General features: G+C 44.9%; 32 protein-coding genes and 1 pseudogene. 6 read left to right on the plus strand and 27 right to left on the minus strand.

Going from position 1 to position 23,307, the window contains the following annotated elements:
* Position 1: 1 nt before the first annotated feature.
* The 18 genes from BZ167_RS03115 to BZ167_RS03195 form a co-directional block, all read right to left on the minus strand.
* Positions 2 to 1,399 (minus strand): phage tail sheath family protein, encoded by a 1,398-nt coding sequence (locus BZ167_RS03115; RefSeq protein WP_007610810.1) that lies wholly within the window; start codon positions 1,397 to 1,399, stop codon positions 2 to 4.
* Complete coding sequence (locus BZ167_RS03120; protein ID WP_007610809.1) at positions 1,399 to 1,608, minus strand: YqzN/YkzM domain-containing protein; 210 nt, start codon at positions 1,606 to 1,608, stop codon at positions 1,399 to 1,401. The genes BZ167_RS03115 and BZ167_RS03120 overlap by 1 nt, the downstream gene beginning before the upstream one ends.
* Entirely contained in the window at positions 1,605 to 2,051 is a 447-nt protein-coding gene (locus BZ167_RS03125) for a hypothetical protein (protein ID WP_015417289.1), read from the minus strand. Before BZ167_RS03125 ends, BZ167_RS03120 begins: the two co-directional genes overlap by 4 nt.
* A complete protein-coding gene (locus BZ167_RS03130; RefSeq protein ID WP_033574561.1) occupies positions 2,048 to 2,551 on the minus strand; it encodes an HK97 gp10 family phage protein in 504 nt (167 codons plus the stop codon). Before BZ167_RS03130 ends, BZ167_RS03125 begins: the two co-directional genes overlap by 4 nt.
* On the minus strand, positions 2,548 to 2,904 hold the full coding sequence (locus BZ167_RS03135; RefSeq protein ID WP_077391936.1) for a DUF3599 family protein: 357 nt from the start codon (positions 2,902 to 2,904) through the stop codon (positions 2,548 to 2,550). The genes BZ167_RS03130 and BZ167_RS03135 overlap by 4 nt, the downstream gene beginning before the upstream one ends.
* The gene (gene yqbG / locus BZ167_RS03140; protein WP_015417287.1) at positions 2,901 to 3,284 is read right to left on the minus strand and encodes a protein YqbG; all 384 of its coding nucleotides are present in this window, start codon (positions 3,282 to 3,284) and stop codon (positions 2,901 to 2,903) included. The genes BZ167_RS03135 and yqbG overlap by 4 nt, the downstream gene beginning before the upstream one ends.
* Positions 3,285 to 3,300: 16 nt before the next feature.
* The gene (locus BZ167_RS03145) at positions 3,301 to 4,236 is read right to left on the minus strand and encodes a phage major capsid protein (protein ID WP_007407274.1); all 936 of its coding nucleotides are present in this window, start codon (positions 4,234 to 4,236) and stop codon (positions 3,301 to 3,303) included.
* A gap of 26 nt (positions 4,237 to 4,262) precedes the next feature.
* Positions 4,263 to 5,108, minus strand: a complete 846-nt coding sequence (locus BZ167_RS03150) for an XkdF-like putative serine protease domain-containing protein (protein ID WP_015417286.1) — start codon at positions 5,106 to 5,108, stop codon at positions 4,263 to 4,265.
* Between the two features lie 19 nt (positions 5,109 to 5,127).
* A complete protein-coding gene (locus tag BZ167_RS03155) occupies positions 5,128 to 6,519 on the minus strand; it encodes a phage portal protein (protein ID WP_094031916.1) in 1,392 nt (463 codons plus the stop codon).
* A gap of 48 nt (positions 6,520 to 6,567) precedes the next feature.
* Positions 6,568 to 7,866 carry a PBSX family phage terminase large subunit gene (locus BZ167_RS03160; protein WP_061890556.1) on the minus strand — a complete coding sequence of 433 codons (1,299 nt, stop codon included), beginning with the start codon at positions 7,864 to 7,866 and terminating at the stop codon, positions 6,568 to 6,570.
* Complete coding sequence (locus tag BZ167_RS03165) at positions 7,863 to 8,660, minus strand: terminase small subunit (RefSeq protein ID WP_061890555.1); 798 nt, start codon at positions 8,658 to 8,660, stop codon at positions 7,863 to 7,865. The genes BZ167_RS03160 and BZ167_RS03165 overlap by 4 nt, the downstream gene beginning before the upstream one ends.
* Positions 8,661 to 8,772: 112 nt before the next feature.
* Positions 8,773 to 9,291, minus strand: a complete 519-nt coding sequence (locus tag BZ167_RS03170; protein WP_061890554.1) for a sigma-70 family RNA polymerase sigma factor — start codon at positions 9,289 to 9,291, stop codon at positions 8,773 to 8,775.
* 113 nt (positions 9,292 to 9,404) lie between these two features.
* Positions 9,405 to 9,608, minus strand: coding sequence for an XtrA/YqaO family protein (locus BZ167_RS03175; RefSeq protein ID WP_007407280.1), 204 nt, complete (start codon positions 9,606 to 9,608; stop codon positions 9,405 to 9,407).
* Positions 9,598 to 9,939, minus strand: a complete 342-nt coding sequence (locus BZ167_RS03180) for an XkdD/Y8K6 family phage-associated protein (RefSeq protein WP_007407281.1) — start codon at positions 9,937 to 9,939, stop codon at positions 9,598 to 9,600. Before BZ167_RS03180 ends, BZ167_RS03175 begins: the two co-directional genes overlap by 11 nt.
* Positions 9,940 to 10,036: 97 nt before the next feature.
* The gene (locus tag BZ167_RS20290; RefSeq protein WP_003154863.1) at positions 10,037 to 10,204 is read right to left on the minus strand and encodes a hypothetical protein; all 168 of its coding nucleotides are present in this window, start codon (positions 10,202 to 10,204) and stop codon (positions 10,037 to 10,039) included.
* Positions 10,204 to 11,004 carry an ATP-binding protein gene (locus BZ167_RS03185; protein WP_060674874.1) on the minus strand — a complete coding sequence of 267 codons (801 nt, stop codon included), beginning with the start codon at positions 11,002 to 11,004 and terminating at the stop codon, positions 10,204 to 10,206. The genes BZ167_RS20290 and BZ167_RS03185 overlap by 1 nt, the downstream gene beginning before the upstream one ends.
* Positions 10,904 to 11,731: a hypothetical protein gene (locus BZ167_RS03190; RefSeq protein ID WP_040238252.1), complete on the minus strand. Its 828-nt coding sequence runs from the start codon at positions 11,729 to 11,731 to the stop codon at positions 10,904 to 10,906. The genes BZ167_RS03185 and BZ167_RS03190 overlap by 101 nt, the downstream gene beginning before the upstream one ends.
* Complete coding sequence (locus tag BZ167_RS03195; protein WP_031378816.1) at positions 11,721 to 11,900, minus strand: hypothetical protein; 180 nt, start codon at positions 11,898 to 11,900, stop codon at positions 11,721 to 11,723. Before BZ167_RS03195 ends, BZ167_RS03190 begins: the two co-directional genes overlap by 11 nt.
* A gap of 190 nt (positions 11,901 to 12,090) precedes the next feature.
* On the opposite strand from BZ167_RS03195, the gene xre reads away from it, so the two are divergent.
* Entirely contained in the window at positions 12,091 to 12,429 is a 339-nt protein-coding gene (xre, locus tag BZ167_RS03200) for an HTH-type transcriptional regulator Xre (protein WP_003154871.1), read from the plus strand.
* Positions 12,430 to 12,577: 148 nt separating this feature from the next.
* The gene (locus tag BZ167_RS03210; RefSeq protein ID WP_007407286.1) at positions 12,578 to 13,168 is read left to right on the plus strand and encodes an ImmA/IrrE family metallo-endopeptidase; all 591 of its coding nucleotides are present in this window, start codon (positions 12,578 to 12,580) and stop codon (positions 13,166 to 13,168) included.
* Positions 13,169 to 13,189: 21 nt separating this feature from the next.
* Here BZ167_RS03210 and BZ167_RS03215 read toward each other — a convergent pair whose 3' ends face one another.
* The gene (locus BZ167_RS03215) at positions 13,190 to 14,026 is read right to left on the minus strand and encodes a manganese catalase (protein ID WP_015417282.1); all 837 of its coding nucleotides are present in this window, start codon (positions 14,024 to 14,026) and stop codon (positions 13,190 to 13,192) included.
* A 70-nt stretch (positions 14,027 to 14,096) separates the two neighbouring features.
* A complete protein-coding gene (locus BZ167_RS03220) occupies positions 14,097 to 14,699 on the minus strand; it encodes a poly-gamma-glutamate hydrolase family protein (protein WP_060674872.1) in 603 nt (200 codons plus the stop codon).
* A gap of 110 nt (positions 14,700 to 14,809) precedes the next feature.
* Here BZ167_RS03220 and BZ167_RS03225 point away from each other — a divergent pair, with 110 nt between their 5' ends.
* A complete protein-coding gene (locus BZ167_RS03225) occupies positions 14,810 to 15,187 on the plus strand; it encodes a PH domain-containing protein (protein ID WP_007610770.1) in 378 nt (125 codons plus the stop codon).
* 37 nt (positions 15,188 to 15,224) lie between these two features.
* Here BZ167_RS03225 and BZ167_RS03230 read toward each other — a convergent pair whose 3' ends face one another.
* From BZ167_RS03230 to BZ167_RS03235, 3 genes are all read right to left on the minus strand, one after another.
* On the minus strand, positions 15,225 to 16,178 hold the full coding sequence (locus BZ167_RS03230) for an N-acetylmuramoyl-L-alanine amidase (RefSeq protein WP_015417280.1): 954 nt from the start codon (positions 16,176 to 16,178) through the stop codon (positions 15,225 to 15,227).
* A 142-nt stretch (positions 16,179 to 16,320) separates the two neighbouring features.
* A complete protein-coding gene (locus tag BZ167_RS20060; protein WP_003154881.1) occupies positions 16,321 to 16,455 on the minus strand; it encodes a PhrA family phosphatase inhibitor in 135 nt (44 codons plus the stop codon).
* Positions 16,445 to 17,581: a Rap family tetratricopeptide repeat protein gene (locus tag BZ167_RS03235; protein ID WP_087920760.1), complete on the minus strand. Its 1,137-nt coding sequence runs from the start codon at positions 17,579 to 17,581 to the stop codon at positions 16,445 to 16,447. The genes BZ167_RS20060 and BZ167_RS03235 overlap by 11 nt, the downstream gene beginning before the upstream one ends.
* Positions 17,582 to 17,786: 205 nt before the next feature.
* Between BZ167_RS03235 and BZ167_RS03240 the strand changes: the two genes are divergently transcribed.
* The 3 genes from BZ167_RS03240 (at position 17,787) to BZ167_RS03250 (ending at position 20,423) form a co-directional block, all read left to right on the plus strand.
* Positions 17,787 to 18,254, plus strand: a complete 468-nt coding sequence (locus BZ167_RS03240) for a DinB family protein (protein ID WP_015417279.1) — start codon at positions 17,787 to 17,789, stop codon at positions 18,252 to 18,254.
* Positions 18,255 to 18,398: 144 nt separating this feature from the next.
* Complete coding sequence (locus BZ167_RS03245) at positions 18,399 to 19,163, plus strand: sulfite exporter TauE/SafE family protein (protein ID WP_007610763.1); 765 nt, start codon at positions 18,399 to 18,401, stop codon at positions 19,161 to 19,163.
* Between the two features lie 109 nt (positions 19,164 to 19,272).
* Positions 19,273 to 20,423 (plus strand): IS3 family transposase gene (locus BZ167_RS03250; protein ID WP_148660084.1). Its coding sequence is split into 2 segments (ribosomal slippage): positions 19,273 to 19,546 and positions 19,546 to 20,423, totalling 1,152 coding nucleotides; the frame shifts between segments, so codons are not numbered across the junction.
* A gap of 101 nt (positions 20,424 to 20,524) precedes the next feature.
* Here BZ167_RS03250 and BZ167_RS03255 read toward each other — a convergent pair.
* From BZ167_RS03255 to BZ167_RS03270, 4 genes and pseudogenes are all read right to left on the minus strand, one after another.
* Positions 20,525 to 20,716, minus strand: a complete 192-nt coding sequence (locus BZ167_RS03255; RefSeq protein WP_015417277.1) for a hypothetical protein — start codon at positions 20,714 to 20,716, stop codon at positions 20,525 to 20,527.
* A gap of 159 nt (positions 20,717 to 20,875) precedes the next feature.
* A pseudogene (locus BZ167_RS20065) lies at positions 20,876 to 21,058 on the minus strand (ATP-binding cassette domain-containing protein); the annotation flags it as partial.
* Positions 21,059 to 21,177: 119 nt separating this feature from the next.
* Positions 21,178 to 22,536 (minus strand): HAMP domain-containing sensor histidine kinase, encoded by a 1,359-nt coding sequence (locus tag BZ167_RS03265; protein ID WP_060675173.1) that lies wholly within the window; start codon positions 22,534 to 22,536, stop codon positions 21,178 to 21,180.
* Positions 22,533 to 23,204 carry a response regulator transcription factor gene (locus BZ167_RS03270; RefSeq protein ID WP_060561818.1) on the minus strand — a complete coding sequence of 224 codons (672 nt, stop codon included), beginning with the start codon at positions 23,202 to 23,204 and terminating at the stop codon, positions 22,533 to 22,535. Before BZ167_RS03270 ends, BZ167_RS03265 begins: the two co-directional genes overlap by 4 nt.
* Between the last annotated feature and the right edge of the window lie 103 nt (positions 23,205 to 23,307).

Genomic DNA, 23,307 nt, shown 5'->3' on the forward strand with positions numbered 1-23,307 from the left:
CTTAGTTTACCTCCACGTTAAAGTAGAATTTTTCTGCCGCATCCACAGGCTGTACGGCGAGATCGATTAAAAAGCCGTCGCGGTCTTCATTCAGCCCGATTGTAATGTCTTTGTCTGAATCAAAGTTGGCGATGCCGCCCGCATCCTGAAGCGTAGTCAAATATTGAATGATCATCGTTTTGACGAATTGAAGGCCGTCATTTGTCGCAGGAAGATCGCTGCCCGTGCCTTTTTTCGATTTAATTAAGGCTTTCAGTTCACGTGTCAAATCGTTATTCACCGCATCAAGCACACGGACGATTTTGTTTTTCGCGAACTTTTTGTTTTTCTCTGCCGTAAATGTCACCAATGAGTTGATATCTTTTTCAACGCTGACTGACTTATCACGGGCATCATAAGAGAAAAGGAATTCACCTTTGGAAAGACGTTCGATCACTTCATCATGAGTCAGGCGGTGTAGCACATCGACGGCGCCTTCGTATTCAACGAATGTTAAGGATTGATTAAATGCGGCGCTGGCACTTGCGCCTGCCACCCAGGCGGTCGCATCTTCAGCTTTAATCTCGGTTCCGTCTTCCAGCAGCACACCTTCAGTCACATTGATAATGCCTTCATAATCGCCGCTGTAATGGGCGGTCACCCCTTGCACTTTCTGTCCCTGCGCATCGCGAAGGCGTTTAATGAATGCGGCAAATGTCGCTTTCAGCTGATCGTTTTCCGCGACAGGAAGAGCGATGACATCGAAATTCTCCGTTTCAGCCGCAGCTAAAAAATCCGTATAGTCTGAGTTGACCGGTGCTTTATCAGTTCCGCCCGCGAGACGGATGCCTGCCTGCGGGTTTAACGTTTCCCCGGATTCTTCCTCAGTGCCTGTCAGCGGGATGGAAGCCGACAGTTCGCCCGTTCCCGTAAATGTGACATAGCCGTTTGCTTTTAATTCTTCGGCTTTTTTCACCGTTTGTTTGTCAACTTCCGCTTCATCCATGTAAGTGGTCACATCGAAAGCGGTCTGATCAAGGACGTTTTCACTGATGCGGATGATGATGTCATTTCCTTTTGAACCGCCGTACAAAGCGGTTGCTTTAACACCTTGCGAAAGATCGGCACTCGCTCTGATTCCCTCTGTCAGACGGTACATCAAAACGGTTTTTGCTTTCTTTTTCGCCTCACGAAGCAGAATCAGTGACGGATCTTCAATACTGAGCCCCACTTTTTTATTCAAATCTTCAATGCTTGAAATGGAAACGAATGTTTTCGCTTCCCCCCAGCCGGATGCGACGGGAAGGGCGACAATCCCGCGTTCACCGATCGATACCCGCTCCTGGGCGGTTGTTTTAAAGTTAAAATAGATTCCGGCACGTTCTTTTTCTTTTCCTTGCGTAAATGTTCCGCCGTTCATTATTGCATGACCTCCTTGGTTAAAAATGCTTCAATGTAAGACTTGGCTTGCGCTTTTGTCATTTGTTTTTGCTTCACGCCGAATAAAGCCCCCTGGAGAATCTCAGGTTTTACGCCGAAAAGCTCCTTCGCGTGCTTTGTTAAATCCGCCGTGTCATAAAGAACCGCTCGTTCCGCCGCTGCGGCGTTTTTCTTTTTATGTTGTTTCACTTTTCTTTCACCCCGCTGTTAATGTCCACATCCCGCAGTGCGGGAGATGTTTGTTTCTGATAGTAGTAGCGGCTCGTCCAGCGGATTGTGATCACTGCCTCGCCTTTGTCTCCGACTCTTGTTTCGATACGGCTGATGCGGACGAAATCACCGGTATCCTCCCCTGATTCCGTAAGCAGCGGAATCAGCTGTCTTGATTCTCTCACCGCATCGGCGATCCGGTCGGCTGCATAGAGCGCCTGCACCGAGTCGGCATGGAACAGCTTCACATTCAGACTGTACGTTTTCTTATAAGTGGAGACTGTGTCATTTTCGTCAAAAACAAATGGGGGCGGAATGTATAGTGACGGCACCTGAAATTGTTCAGGCAGTTCATTTTCATATACGGGCACGCCGCACTGCTGATACAAAAAAGCGGCGATTGAACCGGTTTCGCGATTCATCCGATATCTCCCCCCAACGTGTTAAGCCACTGATTGAAACGCTTGTCCAGCGATTCGGCGAAGAGTGTCTCATACAAAAGAAGGGCTTTGTCCCAATACCCATTCCCGCTGATCCACTGTTTTTTGAGCGCCATTCCCGTTGAAGCTGACGGATCATAGATGAACCGGGAGCCTTGAAAATATCCGGGCACCCATCTGACATTTTCATCTGAGACAGTCCAATGTCCGTCATTTATGAATGAGGCATACTCTACATTGGTGCCGATTTCAAGGGTCAGTCCCCCGTTTTCAATGATCCATACATGATCCTGCGCTCCTTTTCGGAAAGAAGACAGCAGGTTTTCTGTTTCAATTCCTCCCGAATGAATAAGCTCCTCCCTTACCATGTCGAGAAAATCCTCTCCTGACTGTTCCAGCCATCCGCCTGCCTGACGGGCAAATTCTCCGGATGATGCCTTTTGCAGCGACCGATTCCATTGTTCAAGGTTTTTTATGCTCATAGTCTGTCATCTCTCACAGCGATAACCTCCCAATGGTGCTGTCTTGCTTTCTTCGGCATTTGCAGAATATACGCCTGTCCTTCCCAAATGATTTTGTCATTGACACGCACAGCGGCCTCTTTCGGAAAATGAACGAGAAACCGCTGATATACCTTATGATCAGGCGCAAGCTGAATAAGCTGCTTCTGTTTTTCAACAAACAGACACGGCACGTCTTCAGCGTCGGGCACTTCCGGATAAGAAAAGACAGGCTGGAGCTTTTCGGCGGGAATCCCGAAGCGTCCGGCCTTCGGAACTGACACCGTCTCATGATAAATATCGCATCTGTCAGTGAGCAGCCGTTCGTAGCTCATAAAGGTCTCACCTTTGCGTTTGCAGAAACCGGGGAATAACCCGGCGTGATATATTCACAGAGAAGATGGCGCACCGCCGGTTTTCGGATTCCGCCTTCACCTGCCACCGTATACGAGTAGTCGCCTATCTTTTCAGATTGATAGGCGGAAGCGGCTGCTTCATTCTGGTTGATCAGCGCAAAATATTGAGAAAGCTTTAATAACGCAAGCTTAATCTTTTCGGGAAGCGGTGAGTAAATAGGGTCAGTGAACGAATGCCCCGCCATTCTTGCCGCTTCCGCCTCCGCCTCCAGAATGTCCTGTATAAGAAGCGGCTCCGGCCTGTTTTTGACTTGATCATAAACTGAATATGAAACAACGTCAGACGGCTGAATTAACATAACTGCCACCCCCGTCTTATTCTTTAACGTTTACGATTTTGGCGCTTGCATCTTCTTCTTCAAATTTGCTGTCAAGTTTAGCCGTCAGTACGATAATAAATTTGCGGCTGCGAATATCTTTATCTACTTCGATTCGGATATTCCGTGAAAAACCGAGAATGATATTTTTTGGGTGAGTCAAAATAATGTCAGACGCATCGTATTGGGAGTCACCTTCTCCGACCGAGTACGGCTGCAGATTGGACACTCCTTTGACCGGAACGCCGAATGCTGAAGACAAACCGCCCTGCACCGCAAGATCCCCCAGGTTGGTCTGACGGTCAGCCACACGGTCTTTCCATTCAATCTCCATGCCTTGAGATGTGTAAAATCTGAATTCCTGAGGCAGGCGCAAATATTTTGCCGGAATGGCTTTTAAGCCTTTTTTAAATGTGGCTCTGGACAGCTCTTCCCCGTTTCCGTCAATGACATGAGATACAGTCTGCTTACGGATTCCGTCAAGCTGTGCCAAGTACGGATCAGAAGAAGATGTATCGCCGTTTACGACAAGCTCCTCAATATCGACTGCCGCCCGCTCCGCCAAAATCTGCATGATCGTCTGCTGCAGGCCGTCTTTTTCTATATTGTTTTCAAGCGTGTCATAGGTGATATTAATTTCCGCAATGACTTCTTTCGTATTCAGCTGCACTGTACTTGTTGCCGGGACGGTCAGCTGATCGTCAGTTAAGGCTTTTCCTTCCTCAGCGGCACGCAGAATCCGCTGGCCGAAACCGATTTTTTCAAATTTCTGCGAGTCATTTTCCATTTGAATCACACGCGATTCGCTGAAAATAGTCGGCGTGTTCTGCACCATGCGGATAAATGCTGAAGCTTGTGCGGGGTTCATTAAACCGCCGCTTTTTAAAGCGGAAAGTGACATTTCCGCCTTTCTGATGATATCTTGATTTCTCACTCTACAGTTCCTCCTTCTGACTGGGCTTAAAGCAGTCCGCTCCAAATGGATTTTTTAACAGGCTCTTGGCCGCCCGTCTCTTCTTCCGGCTGCTTTGATGCGCCTCTTACTTTTTCAAGCGCTTCAATGCGTTTAATAATCGGGGCGAGCATGTCCTCAACAAGCGTTTTCAGCTTTTCTTCATCAGACGGCGCAGCCGCCCCGTCTTTGTCTTCCGTGTTTTGGTCCAAGCTGTCAAGCCGCTTTAAAAGCGGGTGCAGCGCGTGTTCAATCGATTCTCTTACGTCTTCTTTTCTCATCTTGTTCAAGTCCTCTCCCTTGCGGTTTCTTGATTTGCGGTCACGGTCGAGAAATTGCTTGACCGCGCCGAATAAGCCGGCTTGCTTTTCTGCCGGCTCTTCGTAAACGTCAGCGGTTCCCGCCATGCTGTAGCCCGTAATGATACCGGCTTTAATCTGATCCCATACTTCATCGGAAGCTTTGGTGACAAGCACCCAAGATCCTTTCCGGATCACAGCATTCCCGATTTCAAAGTCATCCGGAGCGACGTACGACTCTACCACCTCGCCGGTCCCGCCTTCAAAATTATGATTTGTATCGATGTTGCGGGCGTCCGCCAAAAAACCGTGGGCGGCCTTTTCAATCTCTTCAGCCGTCATATAATCACCATGGGCATCCGGGACATCCGGCTCGTAAACGATGCCGTAAACAAGCTTCTGCTCATCCGATTCGTTTTTTGTAAACACCTGCACCTTTTTTTCAAATGACGGAAGGCCTCCGGCTGATTTTGTAAAAAAGAATTCCGTTTGGTTCGCCGCCTTATCGACATAGCTCACAAAACTGATGACGGCATTTCTCAATTCTCTCGGCACGAGATGTTTTCACCCCCTTTCAGGATTGCTCCTTTTTCCCTTTCAGCACCGGCCGGCTGTAGTACTCTTCAGGCCATTCCTCAAGCGTCTTGCCGAGCACTCTTCCGGCCAGATCACGGAGGTCATTAGGAGAGACCGCGCCGGCGGAAATAAATGGCGTAAGCACCTTCGCAATTTCAAGCGGATCGCGAAAATCAGGCCCTTTTAATGTGAGCTGTACATCGTGGAGACCCAGTTCAGGCAAAAATAACGTGTTGAGCTTATTAATCAGCGTTTTCCGCTCCGGCTGAAACACCTGCTCCTCCGTTATTTTCCGTGCCGTATCGGCGGTGGCTTTGTTGTATTCCTGCGCCTCGCCCGTATAAAGCGGCGGGAGACGGAAAGCGGAACGGAGTTTATTTCTGCTTTTGTCGTCATATTCAAGAAACAGCGCATCATCCTGCAGAATTTCCGCAAGTGATTTAATTTCCACAGACACGGGCGTAATATCTTCGCCTCCGTGAAGGTCTTTTTCCTTCGCAATGCCTTCCGCCTCAATCAGCAGAAACTTGTGGGCGTTTTCCACCCCTTCCAGGTCATTCATATAATCCTGGAGCTCTTTGTACGATGCTTCTGACAGCATGCCGTTTTCAACCGTAATGGCGGCCGGCACGTGACGGCCCTGCTTGAAATACATAAAATTCAGTTCTTCCGCTTTCCGGGCGCCGTACAGATTGACGATATTGCCGACCCAGCGCGGAATTCCGTAAGTGCCGCTGCCGATTTTTAAGTGAATGGCTTCATTTGCCCGGTATTCTTCAGACAGGGTCTTTACGTATTCGCCGGTTCTCATGTCCATCATGCGGGGGTCGCCGTATTCCTTAAAAAACACTTTCCGACCGTTCAGCATCTGAACATATTTACGGAACCGTTTTTGCCTTTTAATCGTTTTGGATGCGCCGTTTTCTTCATATGAAAATGTGACTTCAACAGGATCAGTCACACCGCACACGCGCATATGTTTCACATCCAGATATTCAATCCCCGCCGGTTTTCCCGCCCCGTCCCGAAGCACTTCGAGAAAACCGTTGCCCGTTTTTTCACGGTCTTCTATCGCATATCCGAGGATCGTCTCGGCCGATTCATCAAAATGAAGACATTTGTAAAAGCTCTCCAGCTTCATCCAGTTTTTTTCGGCCCGGGCCTTTTTTGACGGGGAGCAATCCGGGCTATTTACATCAAAGGTATATTCCACATCAAACCCAAAACCCGTAATATTGACCCGATACGCGTCAATGCACTGCTGAAGAATCGTCGAGTATTCGGCGATTGTTTTCAGTTCAATGAGATTATAGGGCGGTGAAATGATGTCTTCGCCGTACAGATCGGCAAATTGATCTTCGTTCATCTGCCTTGCCTGCGGCGCGGCCATTTTTGATTTAAAGACGGTGGCTCTAACGTTTTGATAGTTCGGCAACGCCTACCTCCTCCTTTCCCGATTCGGACGTCTCCGTTTTTGTGATGCATCTTTCAAATCCGCCGCGTCATAGTCATCCAGCGCATACCAAATGGCTGAAAGTGTGTGGGGATCAATTGAAAACTCATCTTCCGACAGAACGCCGTTTTTGTTTTTTGCGTACGTTAAGTTCTGCAATTCGCGGATCGTATGTTGACAGCTGTCTGAGCAATAGATGTGTTTGAACCGTTTCAGTTTTTTTGTATACTGAAGTCTTGAGCCCGGAAACTTTTTGGCCGCAACCATGCAAAAGCCCTGCCTGCGAAAATATTGGATGCTTTTCGGCTCAGCCGAATCCGCTTTGATCAGCTCTTTTTGTTCCGCCAATTCCTGAAGCTCCTCAGCTGTCTGATCATCGGTCATTTTGTTTTTGTAATACTCCCAGAAAATATAAAGCTCTTTTTGATCCGGATCGACGGCAAGCCGGATGACCGCATTGTATGACTCTTCAAATCCGAAATCCATGCCGGTCCGAAACAGGGGGCGTCTGATGGAAGCAATCCGCTCCGTTACTTCGTTGTGCTCCATGACCTGAAACTGCGGAAACACGCGGATGCCATTGACGCCGAACTGTCCTTTGCGGGCGATCCGGTATAAATCGGGATCGTAATGCCGTAAACTGTCCAGCTGCTTAATATAGCTTTTCGGCAAAAACAGATTATCGCACGCTGTGGAATGGTGGTAATACGTATCTCCCTTAACGACGGTGCCTTTTTCATACAGCGTCTGATCATCCAATACGAAGCGTTTTTTTTGCTCATCACGAAAAAAATGCCGGTACGTCCAATTGGAGGTGCCGACGGGATTTGTGGTGCATATCATATGAAGCGAAAGCTCGGGATGGCGCAGACGCCCGATCAGCTCCTTAAAGCCTTCATACTTCACTTCAGAGCATTCTTCAATCCAAATCAGTGAAATATGATGAATGGATTTCAATTTGGCCGGGTTGTCCATCCCTTTAAACATAATCCGGCTTCCGTTTGAAAATCTCAGCTGCATCGGTGAAGACACGGCCTTTACGGCATGTCCCAGCTCAAGCTCCCCGATAATATCTTCAAACAAGGCAAAAGTAGAATCTCTGTGCGTATCGAAAACTTCCCGCACGACAAGCGCCGTCCGCTTTTCACGAAGCAGCTTCAGGATGATTTTCAGCGCGGTATGATAGCTTTTTGACGAGCCGTAGCCTCCGACGAGAAATTGGTACGTTTCATTCCAATTGAACAAATAATCTTCAAAGCGCGGGTTCACCGCTTTTTCAATCATGACCGTTCCTCTTTCCGCGTAATGACAATGTCAATCGGCTTTTGGCTGTCTTCTGTTTTTTCCATCTTCTGCTGTGCCAGCTTTAATTTTTCATTTTCGATTTTTTGTTTAAATTGATCAGGGAAAAGGTCAAAGTACAAGGACAGCTTTTCAAGAGCTTTCATCTTGTCGGCAAGCTTGATTGCAATGCCCTCTTTTCCGAGTTTTGCTTCTGTGACGATGGTTCCGTCCAGAAGGTGCGAATCTTTAACGTCAACGTAGCTGATTTCCTGCATAATCGGCTTATCATTTTCGTCAAAGAGCGGCCCTGATTTTCCGAAGGCCTGAACCTCTTTTTTTCCGAAGGTTACATAATCGGTAATGTCGGCGAAAGCGATTTTCACATAGACTTGAAGAACGTCCATCGCTTCGACAAACACTTTATTGACCATTTCCTTTTTCATGCGGCTGATTTCTTTGGCGACTTTTTCGTTTTTTAACAGCCTGCTTCCCGTCACATGCGCGCTTTCCGGTGAATACCCGGCTTTTATCGCAGATTGGGTGGCGTTAAAGCTTTTCACATAATAAAGACAAAACAGCCGCTGGCGTTCGTTTAACTCATCACCTTCGCCCGGGTTGTTTTTTTCGCCGCTTTCCGCATTCTTATGAAGCGCCTCGTCCCAGCGCCCTTCTTTTTTCCATCTGCCGATCGTTCTTGCGGATACGCCTGATTTGCCGGCAAGGGCGCGATTTGTGATGCGGCCTTTATGAGACTGATAGATTGTAAATGCCTGTTTTCTTTTTGCGTTTTTCATGCTACGGCATCACCGCCACCTCCGACATGATTGTCTATAATAAAAAGCGGCTTCTAATCGGGCCGCTTTTTGTGATCGTCTGTTCACTTCTAGGTGGCAAACGTATGACAACTTATGAAGCAGGCGATTGATTTCTTTTTCTTTGTTCCTGCTGTTTTTGAATTTTCAGAAGCGCCCGTTTGACCGTCGTCTGTACGGTTGATTTCTTTACGTTCAGCAAGGCGGCGATCCGTTCATATGAAAAGCATTCCGCTTTGTGGAGCAGCAGCATTTCTTTTTCTCTATCCGTTAAAACGGCTAATGCGTCCCGCAGTCTGATTCTGTCTTCTTCAGTCACATTTGCGGACGGTTCAAACATCAGCGCCTGCGAATAGGTTTCTATGATTCTCGGATCTTTAATCAGCATTCTCTGATAAGCGTCTCTTCGGTCTATCGCTCTTCTTATGCCGGGCTGCCGGCCTTTTTCAAGCCATTCGATGACATATTCCACATCTGTAATGATCGTTCTGATGATTTTTTTATCTTTCAGTTCTTCTGAAGTAAGCACCGTTTCATCGGCTTCCTCCAGCTGCTTGTACCACTTTTTCGTCTCTTTCAGCGTGCGTTTATATTCAAATAGTAAGTCTTCCATGCAGATCCTCCTCTTTTTCGGAACAAAAAAAGGACACCAACCAATGCGCAGCATATACGCGATTGATCAGTGTCCGCAGGCTTTCCGTCTTGGACGTATTCTGTTTTTTTCGATTAATTCAATTTAAAGCCGATTTCATATTCGACCCGGGCCAGATCTCCTTTTCTCGTTTCGACAAGCGTTTTGCCGTGCTCCGGCGCTTCGGCGAGCCATGCTTCCTTCTTCAGTCCGTCTACAATAATCACCCGAACCTTGCCTTCTTCCAGCTGGCTTTGTAATGTTGTATGTTCAATGTCAGTCAGTTTTTTAGGATTCATGTTTTACGTCCTCCGTTTTTTTCAGGATGTTTACTTCATGTATGAGGCTTCCGAGCTCATTTATGAACGCTTCTTTTTCTTCAGAACTTTCTCCCCGGAGCAGGCGGAGAGCCGTTTCGGCCGCCTCAAAAAGTTCCGGGGCTTTTGCCATCAATGCCGCGTTGATCTGCTGAGAGTATGAACTTAAGTTGAAAACGGCCGCGATGAGCCTTCCGTTTGAATAAGGGAACTTCTCTTTATCCGCTTCGCTGTAAGCGGAATAAATGTAAATGGGTTTTTCTTTTCCGCTGTGTACGGCCCGCCATGGAGCGGGGCTGTGTTTTTCTTGCAATGGTTATCCTCACTTTCCATCAGCCTCATGCCATGCTTCAATTTGCTTTTCTATCCGTTTCGCCCTGAACAGCAGGCAAAAAAGCCATTTAATATATTTATACACGTGCATCAAGCCTCGCTTTTGCGTCTTGAACCATTCGCTCAAGACGTTTAATGACCGGCGTTAAATCAGTGCCTGTTTTGCAGTTCGGGCAAGGGTGAAAGACAGCGCCGAAACCCGTTTCCGTCACAATGACCTTCTTCGGCCCGCACAGCTTACACATTATCTCGCCCCCTCTAATCTGTGGTTTACGTCAAATGAATTGCCATTAATGATGACTAAATAATCGCTGCACATCTCATAAATTCTTGTGCCCAAGGCTTCATCAACCTGCACCAGTCCGTCACAGGCCAGCTCGCTCGAGATAAGAACCGGCTTATGATTTAAATAGCGGTAATTTACGACGGCGTACATTTGTTCAATCTGCCAATCGGTCGCCCGGGGTTTTCCGTTCAGCGGTTTGAACAGATCGTCAATAAAAAGCACATCCGCCTGTTTCATACGGCCAAGCTTTTCATCAAGCAGATCAAAATCATTTTTTAAATCCGTAAAGCCCTCCACAAAAGGAAAATACAGCACGGGTGTCTGCATCTGTCTCATGACATAATTGCTGAGAGCGGTCAAAAGATGGGTTTTTCCCGACCCCGGACGCCCTAAAAGGGCAATGCTGTTTTTCCGGCAGTTTTTAATCTTGTCGAAGTTTTCAACATATTCAAGGGCGCACTCATATGCGTCGACGACTGCCTGAGGCTTGCCCCGCGTGATAAATCCTTTGAAGTCCAGCTTCCGAAAGGCGCCTGTAATCTCACTTGCGCTGAGGATGCGCTCTGCTTTTCGTTCGGCGGCGCAGCGGCACTTAACCCACACATCCATTCCCAGCTGGTTTTTGAGATAACCGCCCTGATCTTTACAGAGCGGACAGTCAAAGCGGCTTTCGTCTGATTCTTCCGGTCTGTCCGCCAGTAATGGACGTTTTCCGTTTTTCAGGTCGGCCAGTATCTGCTCGATCGTTCGTTTTGTCATGTATCGTATTCCTCTCTTTTTTTGTTGTGATTGTCCTTCCCGCAATTCGTGCATTCAAGCGGTCTTCCATATACTTGGCGCAATAGCTGAAAGCCTTGATCGTTTCAGCTGAAGATGTACGCCGCTGTTCAAAAGCGGTAAAGCATTCGCCGAGCCATTTGATTGCTTCTTGTGCTGACGCACCGAGGGAAACAATACGGGCGATGGCCTGATAATCCCGGGGCGACGGGTATACGCTCCGCCCCTCCTGTACAGACCTTAATCTGATAAAATGGGCGGCAATGTCGTTAATCGCTTCTTCAGCAGTATGATTTTTTGTTATATCTATTTCTCTCCGGACATTTTTGTCCCGGTGATCCGCCGATATTGTCCGGTCAGTTGCTTCTGGGCGGGTCAATGTCTTTTTCGGCGTGAATCTTTTCGAGTGCTTTACGGAGACGATGAGTCCGTAAGGGGCGCGTACGGTTTTGATATATTCATGCTGTTCCAAAACCTCAAGCCACCGTCTGACGGTTTTTTCGCTGACGGCAAATACATCGGCCATCTCTCTTGCTTTTACGGGCTTATGACCAAGGACGATCCCCCACTTTACACCGTCTTTTACGTGTTCCTTTGTCGTTGAGCTGATGAACCATAAAAACAGCCAAATGGCGGATCCTATTTTGTCGTAATGTTCTGAATTCAATAATCCGGAATAGATGAAAAACGGGTAGCTTTTACGACTCATAAGGGACGTCTCCGTTTTTCTTCAGACCTATATAGCGTTCATACTGCAATCGGTTATCAAATCGGAATACCGGAAGTCCGCAAGCGGTAAAAGATATCGAACCGCCTGCTTTTCCTAAACATCTCTGGTCAGCCGGATTGCTGCTGAAACGGATGATTATCGGCTTCATCTCTCACCCTCCTGATCAATTTCTTATCGTATTTTGATACATTTCGTATCCTTATGATGTTGATTATATACGATACTTTTCGTATCATCAAGACCTTTTTGATACTTTTTTTATCATCTCTTTATTTTGATACATTTTGTATCTATAATCATAAGTAACTTAGGGTGTTGAAAAAAGAGAGGTCATTCGGATGATAGGCGGAAGATTAAAGAGTCTCAGAGGAAAGAAAACACAGGAAGAAGTCGCAAATCATATCGGTGTCTCGCGCGCCAGATATTCTCATTATGAAAACGGCCGATCTGAACCCGATTACGACACGCTGCAAAAGCTTGCGGATTATTTCAAAGTGTCGACTGATTATTTGTTAACCGGAAAAGAACCTTCAGATGAAGACATGTTTGCCGATCCCGACCTGCAGATCGCATATCGGGACATGCAGGACTTTTCCCCGGAAAGCAAGCAGCAGGCCATTGAATTCATTAATTATTTAAAAGAAAAAGAGAAAAACCGCAGGCCGAAACATAAATAATCCGCTCTTTTCCTTTAAATTGCTTAACGTTCAGCCGATATAAAAGCTGAATGTTTATTTTTAAAAGAAAAGGGAATTGATTCAAAGTCCGATCAGGGCTTTTCTTTCTCGCTTGAAAAAGAACATAAGTTCGAAAGGGTGTATTCAATTGGGCGATTTTTTAACACATCTTGAGGAATACGTCAAAAACTTATATTGCCGCATGGGAATGACCGCCCCTCTCCATATTGATATGCAGATGATTGCCAAGGAGCTTGACATTTGGATTCATTTTGAAGATACGCACAGTATGATGCTGAAGCGGGACGGCATGTACAGCATCGTCCTGAATCAAAGAAAGTCACCCGAAGAGCAATGGCAGGATTTTGCGCACGAACTGTGCCATGTGCTGAAGCATACCGGCAACCATTTTCATATGAACAAGCTGTTCAGGGAACTGCAGGAATTTCAGGCCAACCATTTTATGTACCACTTCTGTGTGCCGACCTTTATGCTGTTAAACATGGAGCTTCCCCAACGGAGAAGCCATGCCGTTATTTTAATCGCAGCCGCTTTCCGGGTGACGGCATCATTTGCGGAAAAAAGACTCGAGCTGTTTGAACGGCGTAAAGCAGGTATTCAATTTCAGAAGCGGCTCGCTTGTCTGTTATCCGACAAGCGGCCGAATGTGTATTATGAAAGCGGACAGACACACTTGCATGCCGCTGAAGAAAAAACGCCGTATTTTATTGAAAATTAGCGATTCTCCGCCGGCAGAGTGTCAGCATTTTGACATCGGAGGAAGAGTATTGTGAAGCCACATTGGCGCTGGTTTAAGATGAGGCGCAGATGCGAACGCGACCGGGGCCGAAATATATCTGAACTCGCCCCGTCCGTCAAAGGCTTCACCGCGGGCCCATCTTCCTTGTGAACTCTCATCTCCTCTGGAAAAGTTAAACAGGTCATACGACACTTCCTGCTTTTCGAGTTCACGCGGAAACGTCACAGGTACAACAATGTCCCGTTCTCTTTCTTCCAGCTCTTTTATCGCCGCATACCACATATTTTGATGATACGTATCTCTTGCAATTAAAAAGGACAGCATATCCCTGACACCCGGATCGTCAGTCATCGCATACAGCCGGGTCACCTGAAGACGTCCCTGGGATTCCGCATTTAAATTTGCCCGAAAATCTGCAAGTAAATTCCCGCTGGAAATAATGTATTTCGCATTCCAAGGGTATCCTTCAGCGTCAGCCGCCATTGCGCCTAAACCTGCAACAATGGCGTGCTGCGGATTCATTCCCCCCATAACAGCCGCGACGGCCGGGTCACTTTTATAGGCGTTTTCCTGCACATCAGCCGGCGCATCGTCCAAGAGCCTTGAAATCATCGTCGCAAGCATTTCCACATGCCCGATCTCTTCCGTTCCGACATCATGCAGCAAATCTCTATATTTTTCATCGGCACGGCAGTTAAAGCCTTGAAACAAATATTGCATCATGACGCTGATCTCACCGTACTGCCCTCCAAGCACTTCTTGAAGCTTTTTCGCGTAAGCCGGATCAGGACAAGACGGCTTTGCGCGGTATTGAAGCTCTTTAATATGATAAAACATACTCATTCCCCCATTCTTTCAAACAATCTTAGTGTATGAAAGAATGGGCAGGCGGTGCGAGTCCGTTTCTTCACTCATAAAAACCGGCCTTCACGGCTTCTACATACCGAAAAAACAGATCGGTTGGCGTATATTTTTCTCCCCGGCACCCAAAATTGCTGAACAGCGCGTGTCTCTGCGCCGTGCTCACTTCCAATTGCAGCCCCATTTTCCTTTTTGTCCGATTGACAATGTTGCCGGGATTTACACCTGCCAGCCGATCATTCTTCTCTGTCAGCTCGGCATCAAATCCCGCTTCACGCAGCAGATCACAAATCAGTCTTGCTTTTTCCAGATCCGCGCCCCCGACGAGTGTATTTGCCTTTTTCAGATCATGATACCCATGAAAAGCCAATCCGTAATGATGGGCGGTCACTTTTTCTAAAGCCAGGGGTTCGTCAAAGCGTGTGCTTGTCAAATGGAGAGAACGGTTATCGCACCGCTTCGTTCCTTCAAATAAATAAATTGAGCTTTGGTCAGAAAATGCCCGCACCAGCTCACTGACTCCCGGCTCAATCCTGCCGCCGTGGGGAGCGAGGACGATACAATTACTTCCCTCTTTTTCTTCATAAATAATTCTGTATTCCGATTCAGCAGCAGAAAGGGCTGCGAAATTGTCATATCTATCTTTCATGTGTAGCATGCTCTCCTTTTCCAGTCAGCACCAGTTTACTCTACTCATCTGGGAATGGAAACCTTTTTATAGTATGATTTGATAGAATACGTATCAGGGGGGGATATATCATGGGATTCATCAATGGATTGCTGGGCAATGCGTCGACAATATCGACGGCTGAAGCAAAAGCAGAACTGGCTCGTATTCTGCTGGAAGGTGAGAATGTCAATGCCGCATTTAAGCTCGTCCGGGATATCATTGTCTTTACGGATAAGCGTCTTATTCTTGTTGATAAACAGGGACTCACAGGGAAGAAAACGGAGATTCAATCCATTCCGTACAAGAGCATTTCCAGATTCAGCGTAGAAACCGCCGGCCGCTTTGACCTTGATTCAGAGCTGAAAATTTGGATTTCAGGCGCGGAACTTCCCGCTGTCTCAAAGCAGTTTAAAAAAGATGAAAGCATTTATGATATTCAAAAGGCCCTTGCAGCAGTTTGTATGTAAGAAGAAACGGAAGCCCGGAGAGCTTCCGTTTTATTGATTACAGTTTTTCTTCAATTTTCGCCTTCGTTTTCGGGCCGTAAATTCCGTCTGCCGTTAATCCGCTGACGGATTGAAAACGTTTTACGGCATTTGCCGTCTTCGGACCGTAAACGCCGTCCGCCCCATGATTTTTTGCTCCTTTATCGGGATAAAAATAAAGAGCGGATAAAGCGTTTTGCACTTGTTTTACGTTTGTCCCTTTCGTCAGCGGTTTCGTCACTTTGATCACACCGGATGGAAGCGGATAGGAAGACACAGCCTGACTTTTTGAAGAAGAACCCGTCTGAGCGAGCTTGATCACTTGTCCGACTGTAATGTGATTCGGATCGGTGATATGGTTGATGCTTTGCAGCGATTTTACGCTGACACCGTGCGATGCGGCGATTTCCGATAAGGTGTCGCCTTTTTTCACATGGTATTCAGACGCGGAAGAAGCAATAGAGGCTTTTTTCGCCGGCATACTCCCGCTTAATTTCTTTTCAATCTTCGCCTTCACTTCATCCCAGCGGCCTTCAGACAAAATGCGGTGCGGGCAGTACTTTCCGTTCCAGTCCTGATGCTTTCTGATTCTGTCAATCCCCCAGCCCCGTTCTTTCAAAAGCTGCGCCGCGAACGCAATCGCCAGTTCTTCTGCGGCTCTGTACCGTTCGCCGCCTGACTTGCTGTAACAGATTTCTATAGCAATCGACTTTCGGTTTCCGGTACCGTTCGTGCCGTCTCCCGAATGCCAGGCATTCCGGTCCAACGGAATTCCCTGGATCACTTCTTTGTCATCAACCGCAAAATGATAGCTCGTTGATTCACTGTTTCCCGTCATATAGCTGATTTCATTAGCGGCGGATGCGTCGTTTGCCGTGTTATGAATGGTAATATACTCCGGCGTCATCGGATTCGGACATTTTAACGCATATTTATCAGCCGATACGAGCCGTTTTTTCACTTCAATCCCCACTCTTCATCTCTCCTTATGCCTTTTTCATCAATAGGTGGCATTCGTAGGACAGATAACTTGAGCATATAGACCCTGCATTCGGATAAAAATGGAATGGATACGCATGCAAAAAATAAGACCCTTCCAAAGAAGGGTCTTTATGTTATGTTTGGTTGCGCGCGGCAATATGGAATGTGCCGTCCGCTTGGTTTTCCAAATGGCTTTCATGGCCGATCACCTGTGTAAAGCTGAATCCGACAGCAACAAGCAGCAATCCTGACAACAGTTTAGATTTCATATAGACAATCTCCTCTCTGGATTTGTTTTTGGGCGTGCACCATTTTTTCATAAAACGTGAGCGCTTTTTCAGGCTGTCCGTGTTTCATGTAAAATTTGGCAGCATCATGCGCCAATTCTTCTACATACGGATACAGCATGTGTTCTTCCAGAAAATCAAACGTGTGCCTGACGGATGCGTTATCCATTTCCTTGCCGTATAACGCATGTAAAAATTGGAACAGATTCACAAACAATTCATCATTGTATTCGCGGGCGATACTGAGCCCGAGGCGGTATTGCTTCTCTGCTTCGGCTGTAGTGTTCTGTTTATAAAGAACCTGTGTTAATGAGTAAATAGAATGCGGAAGATTATCGAACTTTTCTGACCTGCAAATGGAAACGGATGTCTCAAAATATTCGGCTGCTTTAGAGAGGTCTCCCATTTTTTCGTAACAGTTTCCGAGATTATATAAGGCTGAACTGATAAGACGGGGATTGCCTTCTTGTTTTGCAAGATCTAAAGCAAGTTCTAAGTGGGGCAATGCTCTTTCTGGATACTGCATGTCATCATAATTCCCTGCAATAACGAATTCACATTGGATTCTGCGGACGTTGTACGTCTCATACGATTGGTACGTTTCAAGGGCTTGAACGGCATAACTCATGGAGACGTAGGTTTGTTTCAGGTTGTAAAATATCTCGGCCATTTTAAAAGCAAACTCAGCTTTCTCGATGTCATCAGAAACGAGTGCAAGGTTTTTTTCAGCCCGTTTGTAATACATCATGGCGTTTAGGAACATTTTCTGTTTAAATTCGTACATTCCTCGAAAAAAATTAAAGTAGTAATCAAGCAGTCCTGTCAGTTTATACTGGTTGCCTTCAATGTCTTCCAATAATTCTGAAAACTCAGGCTGAGAAGGGTCCTCCTTTAAGGGCTTGATGTAATCCAGCATGACACGGTGTCTGAATTCCATTAATGAATAATACAGCAGCAGATCCTGATCTTCTTCCATATCCTCGATCTCTCTCTCTACTTCACGTTTGACGCGCTCCGCCTCAAGAACGTGAAACTGCCGGATATGGGTATACCATTCATTAATTTTGAGCCCGACAAAAGAGGACGGAATAGTCTGCTTCATCCTCAATAAATCCCCCCTTTTGGAATGACCGAGATATGTCATATTTTATCATATTTGCTAGAAAAAGAAGAACGCAAAAAGACCGCAATTGTCGAATTTCGGATATCCGCAACGATTTATCTCCGTCACAAGCTTATTGCTTGTTTCTTCCGTGCCGTTGATATAGCATATCCTTGCAGCTTTTTATTCTGTATCAAATGGGGGTTTTCACATGACAGCACAAAATCAGTTGGTCAGCCACTTTCTGTCACATCGAAACGTAACGATTGAGCTGGCGGAAAAAATCAGTCGCGAACATTACGATTACAAGCCGGCAGAGACATCAATGTCCGCTCAGGAACTTGTAAAACACATGGTTTATTCTTTTCTTATGTTTGCAAACGTCATTAACGACGGAAACGCATCAGCCATCCAGAACAAACCGAAAGAAGAAGCAGAAACAGACCTCGTCAAACTGGCTGAAACGTGTACTGAAAAAACGACAAACATCCTGTCACAGCTGACAGAAGAGCAGCTGAACCGCGAAATTGACCTGACCGCCTCTTTCGGCAGAAAAGTGACCGGCGCGGCTCTCCTTCAGCTTGCCATGGAGCATGAAATTCATCATAAAGGCAATCTTTTCGTGTATGTCAGAGAAATGGGCCACACGGAACTTCCGTTTTATCAGCAAAAATCATAATCCGGCCATCCGCCGGTCTGCGACATAACAGCAGGCTGGCGGATTTTTTGTTCTGCATAAAATTTTCCGAAAATTTAATTGATTACCGCCTCTTAATCATATATAATCTGATAAAAATAGTAGGATTATTCAGGAGGCACACAGATGACTGTAAGCATTGTGTTTATGGGTTTCTTTGTCGGAACGCTTGTCGGATTGACGGGTGTGGGAGGAGCAGCGCTCTTGACTCCTTTACTGATCGTTTTGGGGATCAACCCCTCAATCGCCGTCGGCACTGACCTTTTATATAACTCCATCACCAAACTGTTCGGTGTCGTTTCTCATTGGAAGCAGCGCACCGTTCAATTTAAACTTGTCGGTTACTTGGCGCTCGGAAGCATTCCCAGCGCAACAGCCGCCATCGGTGTTCTTCACTTGTTTCCCGCTTTTCACCAGCATCAGGAGCAGATTATCAAACAGGCGCTCGGCTACGTACTGACCCTTGTCGCCATTTCCATTATCGCCCGCCTTTTTTTCGATAAAAAACTGCGGCCGAACCGCTGGCAGCAAAAAACGCTTGAAGAAAAGCGGACACTCATGATACTGATCGGCGTCATTTTCGGCTTCATCGTCGGCCTGACATCTATTGGATCCGGCTCATTATTTGCGATCGCCATGTTATACCTGTTCAGAATGAAAACGGCAGAAGTGGTGGGAACGGATATCGCACATGCCTTTCTGCTCGTAACTGCTGCCGGTCTGTTAAACGCAAGCTTCGGAAGCGTCGATTACCTGCTTGTATTGAATCTGTTGATCGGCTCTGTGCCGGGTGTGCTTCTCGGCAGCTTCTTTTCGCCGAAATTCTCACCGCGCCCCCTGCAGTTTGTGATGGCGGCGATTATTTTAATCAGCGGAATCAAATTAATATAAAAAAGCGTCCTTTACGGAACTGACCCCATAATATGAGACAAACAAAAAACACCTTCAAGTTTGAAAACGGACCGTTGTTATCCGAAATAAAACTTGGAGGTGTTTTTCTATGGGGACAAGAGTGAGTTATCCGGTTGAAGTCAAACAGAAGGCTGTAGGAATGAGATTGGCGGGCGTGCCTATGAAAGAGATCATGCAGGAATTGAATATCAAAAATAAGACTCAGGTTCAGACATGGGTTAGATGGCATAAGGTTGGGGATACCCACCGATTCGAACAGCCTGTTGGAAAGCAATATACTTATGGAAAGGGTCCGGAGTATTCTTCTGAATTAGAGAAACTCCAGGCAGAGAATCGTTATCTGAGACAACAGAATGAAGTGTTAAAAAAGTACAACGAATTGGAAAGGAAGCTGATAGGGAAACGACAATCAAACTGGTAGAAGAATTGCGCAAGACGATGACGGTACAGGACATCTGTGTCCATTTAGATATTTCACGCACTTCATATTATAGATGGAGAAAGAATCTGACTAAGAGTAATCCTAAGATACGACTGGAGAAACAAATCGGCACGTTGTGCCGAGAAAACAAGTATCGATATGGATATCGAAAAATCACAGCCATACTAAAAAAGAGAATAAGTATTAATCATAAATCTGTTCAACGTATTATGCAGAAAAATCAATGGCAGTGTCGGGTTAAGATGAAAAAGCGTAAAAAAAGTGGGCAGCCATATTCTGTGGTCGATAATATATTGGATCGGAACTTTCAGTCTGATCGCCCTCTTGAAAAACTGGTAACGGACATCACATATTTGCCTTATGGACAGAAACAATTGTACATTTCCAGTATATTGGATTTATACAATGGAGAAGTGATTGCTTTTACGATTGGAGATAAGCAGGACACAGACTTTGTCTTAGACACACTTGATCAGCTGCCAACACTTCCTGAAAACTGCGTGTTACATAGTGACCAAGGTTCTGTTTATACATCTTATGAGTATCAGAAAGCTGTTAAAACAAAAGGCATTACCATGAGCATGTCCCGCAAAGGGACGCCCGCTGATAATGCCTCCATCGAATCGTTTCATTCCTCACTAAAGTCTGAAACGTTCTATCTTAACAGCATTGATCGAACTACGACCGCCATCGTAGAACGCACTGCCATAGAATACATTCATTATTATAACAATATTCGTATTCAAACAAAACTAAACAGCCAATCGCCGATACAATATCGGCAATTGGCTGTATGAAGGTGTTTTGATCCCTGTCTCAAAAACGGGGGTCAGTCCCTACAGGATCGCTTTTTTATTTGGGAAATCCCCCCAATGAGCACCTATATAAAAGTTCAATATTACCCTACACTTATTAAAATATAAACAGCAAACATAACAATGTATACCAGAAATGATCCAGCCATAAATTTTACGGGTTTTCTTGAGAAGTTTAATACTCCTCTTAATCCGTCATTCAAAATCATTCCGAAAAATGTCATCAGTGTCACTCCTAAAGCGAGCATTGAAATCACAAAAATAACCTGTTCCATGTCAAATCATCCTCTATTTACATTTTATTTTTTCAAATATGCCTATTAGTCTGGGAAAAAGATAAGACTATTGCGACCTAACATTTTCATTACTAGAATTGAAACGTTACTAAGTTCATAGCAGCAGAAAAAATGTCGCTATTAATCGCTTGCCGGGACTGAAGTTGGAGGAAATATCCCTAAAAGAACTTTAAGCAATGTGGTTTTTCCTGCACCGTTGGGACCTAATAAACCATATATTTTTCCTTTTTCCAATGTTAAATTTATATCATGTAAAATGTCTTTCTTTTTTATAGAAACATTGATACCTTTGGATATTAAAGCTGGATCAGCCTTTCCCACTTTTCATCATCCCTTTCCGTCTTGTTCTGTTTATAATATAAACTTACGAGGTTAAAAAGAAGATATAATCAAGGTTAATTTGCGTTTAAATTTCTCAACATAAAAAATACGTGAAGCCTCTACGGCTTCACGTATTCACTGCTGTTTGGATAAATTATAAAAACCGTTCCGTTTTGATTGCTCTTTATTTTATGTTCAAGCCCCATTTGTTTAAGCATCATATTAATGATCGATAAGCCAATCCCGGCGCCTTTTCTTTCAGATTTATTATTCATTCCCGGGCCCCTATCCTCAATGATGATTACGGGTTTGTTTTCAATTAGCTTTGTTTGTACTAAAACGTATTTTCCTGAATGAGCATGGCGCAAAATATTTTGAAAAATGTTATCCAAAATTCTTTTCAGCCAAGTTTCGTCTATTTCCCATACGATGTTTTCCTTCAGATCAATATCTATTGTAAAGTGCTCTTTCTCAAAAATCGGATACCAAGCTGTTAACGAAGAACGTATAATCTTTAATATGTCACAACTCTTTTTATGAAGCGGCAATTTACCTGCGGCAAGAAGAGAAAATGATGACAAATTGTCAATCAACTCCCCCATAAATGTTATTTTATCGTTTATGATGCCTAAAGAATGCTTTCCATTTTCACTGTTTACTTCATTCTTTAACGTAAATGTATGCCCTCTTATAACCGTAAGAGGGGTCCTTAAATCATGAGATAAATCAGCAATCAAGTTTTTGCGGATTTCACCTTCTTCGCGCTCTTTTTGTCTGCTGTTCCTTAGTTCCTCAACCATCTGGTTGAATGAATATTCCACTTGGCCCAGTTCATCCTTCTGTTTAACTGTTACAAATTCCGGTATGCCGTCATTATCTTGTTTTTTCATATGATTCCCCAAAGAAATTAACCTTTTCTGTATTTTCGCAAAAAACATCCATGAATTAATGACAAAAAGTGAACAGACAAAAATCAAGGCGATAAACCATATATAGGAATACTTAGCCCTCATAACCTCCCATTGAGATCCTATAATTGAGCGCGGAGTTTCTAAAAATGCATATCCGCTATCTTCACTCCCATTTACATAAGCACTCAGCAATAAATATTTCTTTTGGTTTTGTTCTATCATTTTAATCAATTCGCTAACGTGAATGACCTCACCTTTTTTGGCCAACCGTTCTGAGTTCGAAAACATCACCTTTCCCTTATCATTTATCCATACAATATCAGAGTGTTTATATTGCTTCATGTGCGGGAAAGCAGACGTAATTTCCCGATTGGATTTCCCTGAAAAATCTTCCACATCAGACTTCCAATCACTTTCCAACTTGTTTGGTTCATAGTGTACTTGCCCTTGGTGATCAATCAAGTATGTTAATGTGACATAGTATAGAAAATTCACGCCTAAAAAGGCTATCGGAAAAAACAAAGTTGAGGCAACGATATTAATAAGGTATTTGGTTGATAATTTCATTGTTTGATCCTGTATCCAATCCCCCTGATTGTTTCAAGAATTTCCGGCTCATTTGGATTGATCTCGATTTTTTGCCGTAAATGCCGGATATGTACCATCAACGTCTTATCCCCTTCGATATAAGGCTGTTCCCAAATATTTTCATAAATTTGTTCCTTTGTTAATATTTGATTGGGATGTCTAAGCAAAAGCAAAAAAATCCTTAACTGCTTATCAGTTAAAAATATTTCCTCATGACTTTGATGATTTAAAATTCTTTTTTCTTTCAAGTGAACACTTAAGTGTTTTAGCTTCAATTCATGAATGGCAGTCTTGTCAAATCTTCTTAATAATACTTCGATTCGAGCAGCCAGTTCATCGGGATGAAAGGGCTTTGTCACGTAATCATCCGCAAATCCTAAGCCTTTCAGCTTATCTTCCAGACCCGTTCTGGCTGTTAAAAGCAAGAGCGGGATCTGCGGATGTGTTTTTTTCATCCTTTGACCGATTGTAAATCCATCTAAACCGGGCATCATAATATCAAGCACGATCAGATCTGCCTTTTCTATATATGTTTCGTAATTATACGAAGAAGTGAGCCAGATCATCATATAGCCCCGATCTTCTAAGTCATCCTTTACAAATTGTCCAATTTCTTGATCATCTTCAATGTATAAAATGTTATTCATTAGGACCCCCTCTGAAATATGTGACTGAAAATCAATCTTCCATAATAATGATATATATTATAAAAATCTCCTTTATGTAAGGCACCATTCCATTTATTATAAC

It is taken from the genome of Bacillus sp. 275 (assembly GCF_001999205.1).
Taxonomy (GTDB): Bacteria; Bacillota; Bacilli; order Bacillales; family Bacillaceae; genus Bacillus; species Bacillus velezensis.